General features: G+C 40.9%; 11 protein-coding genes. 2 read left to right on the top strand and 9 right to left on the bottom strand.

The window, feature by feature from the left end; all coding sequences use genetic code 11:
* Positions 1-35: 35 nt before the first annotated feature.
* The 9 genes from ECHVI_RS20290 to ECHVI_RS20250 all read right to left on the bottom strand — a co-directional run bounded on the left by ECHVI_RS20290 (position 36) and on the right by ECHVI_RS20250 (position 9775).
* Positions 36-275, bottom strand: coding sequence for a MoaD/ThiS family protein (locus ECHVI_RS20290; protein WP_015267903.1), 240 nt, complete (start codon positions 273-275; stop codon positions 36-38).
* A gap of 57 nt (positions 276-332) precedes the next feature.
* The gene (locus ECHVI_RS20285; protein ID WP_015267902.1) at positions 333-1496 is read right to left on the bottom strand and encodes an XdhC family protein; all 1164 of its coding nucleotides are present in this window, start codon (positions 1494-1496) and stop codon (positions 333-335) included.
* Positions 1493-2650, bottom strand: a complete 1158-nt coding sequence (locus ECHVI_RS20280; RefSeq protein WP_015267901.1) for a cysteine desulfurase family protein — start codon at positions 2648-2650, stop codon at positions 1493-1495. The genes ECHVI_RS20285 and ECHVI_RS20280 overlap by 4 nt, the downstream gene beginning before the upstream one ends.
* Before the next feature lie 203 nt (positions 2651-2853).
* Entirely contained in the window at positions 2854-5124 is a 2271-nt protein-coding gene (locus ECHVI_RS20275) for a xanthine dehydrogenase family protein molybdopterin-binding subunit (RefSeq protein ID WP_015267900.1), read from the bottom strand.
* 11 nt (positions 5125-5135) lie between these two features.
* Complete coding sequence (locus tag ECHVI_RS20270; RefSeq protein ID WP_015267899.1) at positions 5136-5594, bottom strand: (2Fe-2S)-binding protein; 459 nt, start codon at positions 5592-5594, stop codon at positions 5136-5138.
* A 115-nt stretch (positions 5595-5709) separates the two neighbouring features.
* The gene (locus ECHVI_RS20265; RefSeq protein ID WP_015267898.1) at positions 5710-7950 is read right to left on the bottom strand and encodes a xanthine dehydrogenase family protein molybdopterin-binding subunit; all 2241 of its coding nucleotides are present in this window, start codon (positions 7948-7950) and stop codon (positions 5710-5712) included.
* A 279-nt stretch (positions 7951-8229) separates the two neighbouring features.
* Positions 8230-8838, bottom strand: a complete 609-nt coding sequence (locus ECHVI_RS20260; RefSeq protein ID WP_015267896.1) for a flavodoxin family protein — start codon at positions 8836-8838, stop codon at positions 8230-8232.
* A gap of 12 nt (positions 8839-8850) precedes the next feature.
* On the bottom strand, positions 8851-9297 hold the full coding sequence (locus ECHVI_RS20255; protein WP_015267895.1) for a nuclear transport factor 2 family protein: 447 nt from the start codon (positions 9295-9297) through the stop codon (positions 8851-8853).
* A gap of 19 nt (positions 9298-9316) precedes the next feature.
* Positions 9317-9775: a nuclear transport factor 2 family protein gene (locus ECHVI_RS20250; protein ID WP_015267894.1), complete on the bottom strand. Its 459-nt coding sequence runs from the start codon at positions 9773-9775 to the stop codon at positions 9317-9319.
* A 346-nt stretch (positions 9776-10121) separates the two neighbouring features.
* On the opposite strand from ECHVI_RS20250, the gene ECHVI_RS20245 reads away from it, so the two are divergent.
* Positions 10122-11120 carry a sensor histidine kinase gene (locus tag ECHVI_RS20245; protein WP_015267893.1) on the top strand — a complete coding sequence of 333 codons (999 nt, stop codon included), beginning with the start codon at positions 10122-10124 and terminating at the stop codon, positions 11118-11120.
* Positions 11117-11824 carry a LytR/AlgR family response regulator transcription factor gene (locus ECHVI_RS20240; protein ID WP_015267892.1) on the top strand — a complete coding sequence of 236 codons (708 nt, stop codon included), beginning with the start codon at positions 11117-11119 and terminating at the stop codon, positions 11822-11824. The genes ECHVI_RS20245 and ECHVI_RS20240 overlap by 4 nt, the downstream gene beginning before the upstream one ends.
* The last annotated feature ends 164 nt before the right edge of the window (positions 11825-11988 follow it).

The raw sequence follows: 11988 nt of genomic DNA, 5'->3' as shown, positions 1-11988 counted from the left end.
TGTAAAATTAAGCGCTGTCAACTTATGGGTTTTCATTATCCACCGGCAAATGGCGGTAAAAACGCCACCTCATCCCCACTTTTGATATACCCAGTTTCCTTTAGTTCACGATTGATAGCCGTTTTGACGGAGCCCATATTGGTTATATTGTATTTCTTAAAACATAAGGCTTTGAAATCGTCCAATTCAATCTCCGCTTGAGAGAGAGTTAGGAATTCTGTAGATGTACCGGCCTGTTCTGCTACAGCACCAAAGTATTTAATAGTTATATCCATAATTGAATATTTTAATAAGTATTCGAGCTTGGAAATTCTAATGGTTTTTACATTTATTTACTGGTTTTCTAATTGTACCAATTGAAATTCACTGGGCTCATCTACATGAATCCTGTTTAATTTGTCCCTCAAATGGTCGGCACTTGAATCACAAAGGACTTTTTGGATTTCAGAGAGGATTGAAAGTGCTATTTCTGCCGGTGTTTCACTATTAAGATCCAACCCTATTGGTGCATAAATCCTGTTTTTTTGTTCGGCACTTGGGTGTATGCCCTTTTCGGCCATATCCTCAAGCATGCGCTTGTATTTCTTTTTAGGGCCGAGGATACCGATATAGAGCAGGGATTCCCTGAGTAGCAATAATTCCAGGATGGCAAGGTCGTATTTGTAGTTATGTGTCATTAGGACAAATACCGTGTTATCATTGATATCCAATGCTTCCAATGCTTTTTCTGGCTCTGTGACAACCACCTGGCATGAACCGAGAAACCTTTCTTTATTTGCATGGGTAGCGCGACCATCAATTACAGAAATATTCCATCCTAAGGAGTCTGCCATAGATGCTAAAATCTGGGCATCATTGCCAGCACCCACGATTACCAGATGGATGGGTTGTGGAACAAACTGGAAGAAAGCCTGTAATTCTCCTTTCTTTGACCGATATGTTCTGAAGCAGGATTTATGGGCTGAATGGGCGAATTTTGCATCGGATTTTATCTTTTGTAAAAACTCAGTACTTCTGCCATCTCCTAAGGTTTTTCCTCCAATATTAAATAAAAGGGAAGTGCCTATCTGTACCTGGTTTTTCTGGAGATTAAATAGGGATACAAGTACCGAATTATTATTGTTTTGCAGTACTTCTTTTAAGAGTTCAACAGGGTTTTCCGGATTGTTATAGTCAATCGGTTCAAATAGGATCTGTATGATCCCGTTACAGCCTAACTGTGCTCCAACTATGGCATCTGATTCATCACTTGTATCATAGGTGATGAGTTTATTGCGGTTTTGATGGAGCGCATGAAGGGATTTTTTTAAGGCGTCCCCCTCAAGGCAACCTCCACTGATGGCACCTGTCATTTGTCCAAGCTCATCCACTAACATTCTTGCTCCGGCACGTCTATAGGAAGAGCCTTCTACATGAACCACGGTGGCAAGAACACAATTTAATTTATTGGATTTAGCTGTTTCATATGCTAGATATATATGTTCCAATTCTCTCATATCAAAACCTTCCTTAAGTTTTTGATGGTAGATTTAATGGTCTTTATTGCTATCTCAACTTCTTGGGATGTGGTTTGTCTTCCCAAGCATATTCTAATAGAGGATAGTGCTGCTTCTTTGGAATGGCCATAGCTTAGCAAAACGTGTGAAGGTTCTATTGTCCCAGAGCTGCAAGCAGAACCTTGTGAGATAGCCAAATTGCCCATTAGCCGTAATAATTTATTTCCTTCGATATTTTTAAATGTAATATTGGACATATGGGGTAAACGATGTTCGTTGAATGAATTGATTTTTATATCACCAAGTGTCAATAATTCCTGTTCAATCTTATCCCTTAATTTCTTCAGACGCTGACTTTCCTGTGACATTGATTCAATACATAGTTGGCATGCCATACCAAATCCTACAATTGAAGGAACATTCAAAGTGCCAGGCCTTAATCCCCTTTCTTGGCCTCCTCCAAAATGGATAGGAGATATATTTAGTAGAGTTCTGTTGCGGATATACAGGGCCCCGATTCCTTTTGGCCCATAAATCTTATGGGCCGAAAACGTCGCAATATCTATCCCTGAACCTTCTATATCTAAAGGTATTTTCCCAACAGCCTGTGTAATATCACTCATGACCAAAACACCTTTAGCATGGGCTATTTCCGCAATTTTTTGGATTGGGTGAATAATACCTGTTTCATTATTTGCATACATGATACAAGTCAAGATAGTTTCTGGCCTGATGGCTTCTTGAAATGCATCTAAATCTAAATTTCCATTACCATCCACTTTCAATAAGGTTATGTTGAAGCCTCTTTTTTCAAGTTCTTGTAATGTGCTTAGGACAGCCTGGTGCTCTGTAGTGCAGGAAATAATATGTTTACCCTTTGGTTTTAAGGCTTCACAGGTGCCTATTAGGGCTAAGTTGATGGCTTCCGTTGCTCCTGAGGTGAAATAGAGTTGATTGCTTTTTGAATTGATCAGTTCTGCTATTTGTTCTCTGGCAATGTCAACGGCTTCTTCTGCATCCCATCCAAAAGAATGGGTTGAGCTGGATGAATTCCCAAATTTCTCACTAAAATAGGGAAGCATAGCCTCAACCACCTTTTCATCGCATGGAGTGGTAGAGTTGTAGTCTAGATAAATTTTTGTATTTGAGTTCAAGGTTACATTAATTTAAAAAGGCTCATCATTTCTATAATATAGTGTATAGATATAGTCATATACCAATTGTTATTAGAACAAAACCAGCCCATAGAATAAATTCCCAAATAAATCAAAAGATTAGACTTGGAATTGTTTGTCTAAAGTTATGGGAGACAAGCTCCTTAATCCGGGGACATCTCCCATTTCTAATTTGGATCAGGCTACATATTCAGGTTCTCAATCTGTAATATTTGTGGTTGAAAAGGCTGTTCATACAAGCGCTTGCCAGTTGCTTTGTAAAGAGAGTTACCTAATGCCGCAAAGATAGGAGGGAAGAGTGGTTCTCCCAATCCTGTGGGGGCCTCATTATTTTCCACAAAATGTACTTCAATTTTCTTTGGAGCTTCGTTATGCCGTATCATACGGTATTTATCGAAATTACTCTTTGTAGGAACACCATCCTCAAATGTCATTTCACCAAAGAAGGCATTTCCTATTCCATCTACTATGGCTCCTTCGCCCATATTGGCAGCTGCATCAGGGTTTATTACAATCCCGCAATCAACTGCTGCAAATACACTTTCAACTACAGGCTGTTTGTTTTTAATACTAATATCCACTACTTCTGCGACATAGGAATTGTGACAGAAATAAGCAGATACCCCTCTAGCGATACCGGATGGCACATTTGACCAGTTAGACTTTTCGCGTACCAATTCCAAGACTCCGGCATATCGCTTGGGGTCGTAGTCATTCCTTTCGCCTACAGGATTGGTCTCAGCTCTTTTGAGTAGTTCCAAGCGGAATTCGATCGGGTCTTTCCCCATTTCTTCCGCCAGCTCATCCAAGAAACTTTGTTCTGCACCAGCGATAAAGTTGGATCTAGGAGCCCTAAAAGCACCAATGGTAATATTGGAATCAATTTGCCAGCTTTCTGCCAGGTAATTATCTATCGCTCCTGCAGGAAACCTATTGGCATGTAGGGGAGATTCAGGAATTCCTCCCGCCTTCACATGAAGACCAAGAAGATTGTTGTTCGCATCCAAAGCTGCCCTGTAAGTTGCCGAATAGGTAGGTCTATAAACTCCTGCAGTCATATCATCTTCCCTGGTATAAACCATTTTTACAGGAGCCTTTATTTTCTGAGAGATTAAAGCCGCTTCAGTCAGATGGTGGCTATAAGCTCTACGTCCAAATCCTCCTCCCATTCTGGCAAGGTTGATCTGTATATTTTCTACTGGTAAGCCCAAACTACTGGAAAGGGTTTGTCTGATTAATTCAGGAGCTTGGGTAGGCGCATAGATGATGGCTTGGTCATCTTTGACATCGGCGAAAGCATTCATGGGCTCCATGGTATTATGTGCCAAAAATGGTGCTGAATAAGTCCTTTCAATTATCCTGGATGCCTGTTTAAAAGCAGTTTCCGGATCGCCATCTTTTCTATGGATATTACCTGGTTTGGAAATGTATTCGGCCATTTTCTCTTTATGTGTACTGGAGTTTTCCAAACCTCCAAGTACCTTGATTTCCCGGTTTTGGCCACCTCGTCCCGCCATAGGGAAGGTACTGTCTGAGGCCTTTTCCCATTCGACTTTTAGACTTTTCTTTGCTTGTAATACTTCCCAAGTGGAATTGCCTACGATCGCAATAATGACTGGAAAAGTAGTGGTGTCAAAGAAATTTCTGCCATAGTCATCCTTAAAAATTTTCAATTCAAAGGCATCTTGAATCCCTGGTAGGGAGGTGACTGAATTTTTGTCGAATGACTTTAGCTTCATTCCAAAGGCCGGAGGATGTACAATAGATGCATACTTCATTCCTTCCACCTTATGGTCTAGAGCGAAAAGTGGCTTTCCGGTAACAATCTTATTTCCATCTACATTCTTTTTGGATTTACCAATAATCTTGAAATCGGGTATTTCTTTTAAATTAACCGTTTCTGGATCCGGAGCATCCAAGGTTCCCGCTAATGAGGCCATTTCACCATATCCTGCTTTCTTGCCAGAGGATTTGTGCTCCACAGTTCCCATGCTTGTGGTTATTTCCTCAACGGGTACATTCCATGTTTGGGATGCTGCGTTTATAATCAGTTGTCTGGCAGTGGCACCTGCCGTCCGCAGCGGTTTCCAACTTGACCGGACACTATTACTGCCTCCTGTAAACTGCCTATCAAAACGATCAGGATAAAAGTCTGCCTGCTCCACAAACACTTTTTTCCAATCTATATCCAATTCCTCTGCCAAAATCATGGGTAGAGAAGTTTTGACATTCTGCCCAAATTCAGGGTTGGGGTTGAAGAGGGTTACTGCCCCGTTTTCGCCTATTTTTATATAACTGTTAATTTCAAACCATTCATCAGGCATGGTCAAAATTTCCTCATTTGTAGGTTTACATCCTGCTAACCAGCTAAAGCTTAGCATCATCCCACCTCCAGCCAGGGCAGATACTTTCAGGAAGGATCTTCTATTTAATTTTTTTTCGATTAATGTCATGGTGCAGTGGGTTAAATTGATTTTGAAGCTGTTTTAATGGCGGCCTTAATTCGGGTATAAGTACCACAGCGACAGATATTACCGTTCATGGCTTGAGAAATTTCCTCATCTGTCGGATTGGAGTTTTGATTTAAAAGGGATACTGCAGTCATTATTTGTCCTGATTGGCAATAACCACATTGTGGGACATCATGTTCGAGCCAAGCTTTTTGCACTGGATGATCTCCCTTTTCAGACAAGCCCTCTATAGTAACAACTTTTTTGTCTTCTATCGCGCTTACTGGGTAGGAGCAGGATCTTATCGCATTACCCTCTACATGTACCGTACAGGCTCCACACTGGGCTATTCCACAGCCGAATTTGGTACCCACTAAATCCAAATGATCTCTCAATACCCACAATAGAGGTGTGTTAGGATCTACGTCTACTTGGTGAGTTTTGCCATTGATGTTTAAGTTATACTGTGCCATATGTTTTCTGTTTATCCCTATATTAAATATTTATACTTCGTTTTAATTACTAAATTCAAACCATAAGTATCTGAAAATTGACCAATTAGCTGTTCAAATTAGGCTTGATAATCATTTAACTGTTCAGTTGATGGACAAATGGTTGATGGTAAAACCGATTTCCTGTGGCTTGATATAGCGCATTGGCTAAGGCTGCAAAAACAGGAGGGTATGCAGGTTCTCCAAGCCCCGAAGGATCATTCCCATTTTCTACGAAATAGGTTTCAATGGTTTTAGGCGCATCTCCCATTCGAATCTGCTTGTATCCGTCAAAATTGGATTTGGACACCACTCCATTCTCAAATGTCAGCTCACCAAACATGGCAGTTCCTATCCCATCCACTACAGCTCCTTCACAGAGATTTTTGGCAGCGTCAGGATTGATGACAATTCCACAATCAATGGCATTGGTCACCTTGTCTATTTGGACCTGTCCATTTACCAGCTTCAAATCCAAAACTTGGGCCGCATAGCTATTGTGACAGAAATAAGCTGAAACTCCTCTGGATATCCCTGGAGTTGGGTTGGACCAATCAGCTTTGTCCTTTACAAGTTGGAGTACTTTTGCATAGCGATCAGGGTCATAGTCATTTCTTTCACCGACAGGATTATTCTTTGATTTTTCCAATAGTTCCAAACGGAAATCAATGGGGTCTTTTCCTGCCAACTCGGCCACTTCATCCAAAAATGATTGTTCGACACAAGCCATGAAATTGGAACGAGGTGCTCGGAATGAACCTGTAGTGATATTGGATGGTACATCCCAACCTTCTGCCAGATAGTTGTCCACAGCTCCGGCAGGAAACCTATTTGGATATAATGGATTCTCGGGAAGTCCACCGGCATTTACATGGAAGGCGACTAATTGATTGTTTTCATCCAGTGCAGCCCGATAGGTTGCCTGGTAGCGAGAGCGATAGATACCGCCTGTCATATCATCTTCCCTAGTGTATATCAGCTTGATTGGCGCATTTACCTTTTTCGAAATGACAGCGGCCTCGATTAACCAGTGTGCATATGATCTTCGTCCATAGCCACCACCTAGCCTGGTCATAGCAATTTCTATGTTTTCAAGGGGGATTCCCAATCTGGAAGAGAGTGCCTTTTCTGTCAATTCTGGTTTTTGCAAAGGACCGGAGCAGATTACTTTGTCTTCTTGGACATGGGCAAAGAAATTCATCGGTTCCATGCAATTATGTGATAAAAAGGGACCTGTGTAAGTCCTCTCTATAGTCTTTGATGCGTTCTTGAATGCAGTTTCTGGATCCCCATCTTTTCTTTGAACCCGAGGGGTTTTAGCTGCCTTTTTCATTGCTTGCTCTTGGGAAGTGGTGCTTTCTAATCCCCTTGGTACCACCCTGGTTCCTTCCCTTCCGAACATATCACGTTTTTCCTCATAGGCTTCCTGAATTTCCCATTCCGTCTGGATTACTTTCTTTGCCTGAAGTACTTCCCAAGTGCTGTTGCCTACTATGGCAATTAGGTCTGTGAATTGAACGGTATCAAAAAACGTTCTTTTGTAATCGTCTTGAAGTGGTTTGATTCGAAAAACATCCTTTATTCCTGGCATTTTTCTGGCCTTGGAATCGTCAAAGGATTTTAGTTGCTTCCCAAAAGCAGGAGGATGAATGATCATTGCTATTAGCATTCCTTCGCATTGGGTGTCTATTCCAAAAAGCGGTTTTCCGGTTACAATATTTTTTGCTTCGACATTCTTTTTTGAACTGCCTATAATAGTGAAATTATTGTTGGCTTTTAGTTGAACTTCTTCTGGAACTGGCATCGTCGCTGCCAGAGAAGCAAACTCACCGAAATTAGCAGATTTATCGGACGCTTTGTGATAGATCGTACTGGATTTCACCGTGATTCCATCTGCGGGAACATTCCAGCTTTTGGCTGCGGCAGCCACCAACATTGCACGTGCTGTGGCACCTGCGGTTCTTAGGCTGGTATATCCAGATCGGATTGCCTGACTGCCTCCGATAAACTGTCTTGTAAAATACTTGGTATCCAAATCTGCTTGTTCTACAATGACATTCTTCCAATCCACATCAAGTTCCTCTGCTACGATCATCGGCATGGACGTTTTTACGTTTTGTCCACCTTCTGGATTTGGTGACATAATAGTCACCTTTCCATTTTCACCGATTTTAATAAATCCATTAAATTGAAACCATTCCTTGGGCATCCCCAAAGACTCATCTTGACTAGGTTTGCAGGCCGCTAGCCAATTTAGGCTGAGTAGCATTCCTCCTCCAGTGAGCGAAGTGACTTTTAAAAATGAACGACGGTTGATTTTAGTGCTAGCGGTTTTCATGAATTTGTTTCACATTTTTTATCCGAAATTTTAAAAAATAGAGATTATCAACGAAGAAGCCCCTAAAATGGAATTTACCTATTTTCTCCACCATTTACAATCAAAATTAAGTTTCCATGTTTTTGGATAATCTTCTGTTTTAGCTATTCTATCAATATTTTATAATTTAAGGTCTTACCTGATTTATTGGTTGTTCATTGTTGCACTTCGTTTGAGTTTTTAGTCCTTATTGAAACATTGGCTTTAATAATTCTTTATTACACGAAATAATACTGACAACTAAAACCCTAAATTGGTCAACCAATCATGGACTTCTTTTTTCACTTCCACCTCTTTTTCTCCTTCCATGACAAATAACACTCCGTTGCGTTCGATTCCGCCCCTTGTAGAGTAACCTTCCAGGATAGTGCTTTCCGAGCAGAGTTCGGCTACCGTCTCAAAGCTGCTTCCGATTCCGTAACCTGCATTGGTATTAAAGGGAATGACGGTTTTCCCACTGAGATCATTTTCATTTAGGAATGTTTTCATCGGTGGCGGTAGCTGCATGCCCCAAGTCGGAAAGCCAACAAAGATGGTTTCGTATCGGGAAAGGTCAACTTTGGTCTTTAAGGGAGGTAGTGTTCCGGTCTCATTTTCCACTGCAACCTGTGCGACAATGGCTTCATAATCCTCAGGGTAGGGAGTCTCCAATTCCAGACTTACCAAAGTGCCTCCCACTTTTGCCTCAATCATCTTTGCCACAGCTTTCGTGTTTTTAGTGCGTGTGAGATACACGATGAGGATTTTGTCCGGGGTTGTTTCCACCGCATTGGCATCGATCTCTGTTTGGGTCTGGCTGGTACAACTCAGGGAGCCAAAAAGGAAAATGAACAGAAGGAAGAATCTCATAGCAAATTAATTTTATTGGTCCCCGAATCCCATCAGTTTGGTGAAGGAGAGAGACCCGAGCTTCCATCCTTCAGCTTTTTTGATATACACTTCCGTGACCTCAAATGGATTGGTCACTTCGTTTCCTCCCACTTCGGCTATCAAGGTGATGCGGTTCAGCAAGATGGCGGTGTTATCGATGATCTCCACGGATACTTCGTGGATATCGGCTTTTTTATACCAAATCCCACCACTGCGGATAATGTTCACTTCTTGTTCCTTGCCCCAGGAACCGCCCATGTGGACGAAAACAGCTTTTTCGTCAAAAAGCTCGGCGAGTTTATCAGCTTCCTTGTCTGCCATCCACTGCCATTTGGTTTTGGATAGCTCGATGATTTCTTGTTTGCTCGTCTCGTCTTGCGCATAGCTAATTCCTGTGGCTAAGAAGAGAAGGAAGCATCCAATAATTGTCTTTAGCATGGTTAATATGGTATTTGGATTAATGTTCGATTTCGTGAGTGTCCCTTACGCTGCTGAATGTCAAGGCCAGCATTTTCCATTCTTTTTTCTGCTTTTGGTAGACTTCGGTTACCGTAAACTCAGTGGTTACATCGCTGCCTCTTACGAAAGCAGTCAAGGTGATTCGGTTCCATACCACTGCAGTATTTCCTGAAATCTCAAGGGCCGTGTCATGCACATCTGCATTTTTATACCATATACTTCCGGATTCGATGATTTCCAGCTCGCGGTCTTTTCTCCAGCTTCCACTCATGTGGACAAATTTGGCCTTGTCGTCAAAGAGCTTTTCCAGTTTCGCCACATCTTTATCAGCCATCCATTGCCACTTGTCCATGGAGAGCTTTTTGATTTCCTGCTCAGTGGAAGATTGGGCAAAAGAGTAAGTAGCGCTCAGAATAATGAGGGTCAATATAAATAGTTGCTTTTTCACGATTTTCATTTCATTTTTTTTGTGGTGCTTATTTGTCAAAGCCTTTCAGCAAATTGAACCTAATTTATGTTGATGGTTTTCGATTTACGGTTTATGTCCCCCGTATTCAATTAACCTTTTGACACATTACCAATAGACGAATAATAATCCTATATTTTTAACAAAATCAATAGACAGCAAGATTCTCTCACCCAGTCAACTGTTTTGATCTACGAATGAAAACACCCCTAAGGGATAGGAACATTCAGACTTTTGCATTTACAACTTGTTGAATAAAAAATGCCTTCCGTAGAGCACAGCTGTCAGTTGGATGATTGCTGAAATATGATGTTATTTAAATGCCTAAATTTCCAAAATGAAAAATAGTTTCATATCGCGTCCGGCATTCTATGCGCTCCATTTCCTTTTCTGGCTGTGTTATGGGGCTATTTTATACGCTGCCCTCAGTGGTTGGATATATTCTTCTGAGCAACTTTGGGGCGCAGTGATCTCTGATGTATTGACTTCTTCGTCCATCGCTTACTTGAATTATTATGTCCTGTTGCCGAGGCTTTATAGAAAAGGAAAGTACAGCGCTTATATTTTGGCATCCATTGGAATAGTGGTGGGCATTGTACTTTTACGGGTAAATCTTCTCGGAATGTCCCACCGCTCCGTTACTTATACTTATTTTATCAGGTCGGTTCCGGCTATTGGTTTTTACCTTATCACCACGGTCATTTGGTTTTTTGCCAATATGATCTCGGCGCAGAGAAAAGAAATAGAACTTCGAAACAGTCAGTTGGCCTCAGAGTTGAAGTTTCTGAAGCTTCAGTTGAGCCCTCATTTCCTGTTCAATACATTGAATAATATTTATTCGATGGCTTATTTCAAAGAACATAATACTGCATCGGCGATTATGAAGCTTTCCGAAATGATGCGTCATATGTTATATGAGGACCAAGGAAGGTTTATTTCGCTTAATAGGGAGATTGTTTTTATGGAAAATTTCATTGAGCTGTGGAGGTTAAAGCTGGATGAAAAACCGATAATTGTTTTTAAGCATGAAGGAGTCAAAGACAGACATAGAATCGCTCATTTGATCTTCCTGGTTTTTCTCGAAAACGCCTTTAAACATGGAAACACCATGGACGGGAGAATAGATATTAAGCTTGAAATAGATGCAAAAGAGAATCTTCACTTTTATATTAAGAATGATATAATTGATGCTCGTAAGACTGCAGAACAGGAAAGTGGGGTAGGATTGTCAAATGTGAAAAAAAGATTGAACCTAATTTATCCAGGAAAGCATGAGCTGATCTTGGATCAGGACGCTACTTCCTTTGAAGTTAAACTAACCATAGATTTAAAATGAAATACCAAATACTTATAGTAGACGATGAGCCTCCTGCAAGAAAATTGCTCATAGATTACGTTTCCAAAGTCGGAATGTTGGAGTTGGCAGGTGTATGCAGCAACGGAGAGGAGGCTATGGTATTTTTGAAGGAGAAGCCTGTTGATATTCTTTTGCTGGATATCCGAATGCCCCTGATGACAGGTATGGATTTACTAGATGAATTGGTGGAAAAGCCTCTTACCATATTTGTTACTGCTTATGAAGAATATGCAGTAAAAGGCTATGAATTAGATGTGATTGATTATTTGATGAAGCCAGTATCTTTCGAACGCTTCAGAAAAGCAATAGATAAAGCGGTAGAATACCTTTCGGTCCAAGTCGCTACCGAGGAAAAAAGAGAAATACTTGATTACTTTTTTATTAAAACCGATACAAGAATTGTGAAATTCCTGTTTGAAGAAATACAGGCCATTGAGGCTCAAAGAGAATATATTAAAATCATCACGCCAACTAGAAAAGTAATGTCATTGGTCTCTTTGACCAGCATTGCAAATGCACTGCCTGGTGAGTTTGTGCGGATTCACCGGTCGTTTATAATCAATATGCGGCATATCGACGAAGTCCAATCAAATGAAGTATTGATAGGGGAAGAGCTCTATCCTATCAGTAGAAACTATCGGGAGGACTTTTTTAAGAAGTTGGGAGATAGAAAGTTGTTGTAGGAAAAAGACTGGACAAATAGTGATTTTGAAGGGAAGTCACCACAAGTGCTTACCCTCCAATTGGTGGATACTGGGTGAAATGGTCATAAAGATATGGAATGAAAGAACACATGAATGTTGGGCCAGTGAAGGAAGGCTGGACAATGGGTAAAGTCCATTCAGCC

The organism is Echinicola vietnamensis DSM 17526, assembly GCF_000325705.1.
GTDB lineage: Bacteria > Bacteroidota > Bacteroidia > Cytophagales > Cyclobacteriaceae > Echinicola > Echinicola vietnamensis.
This window is presented reverse-complemented; position numbering and strand designations above follow the sequence as displayed.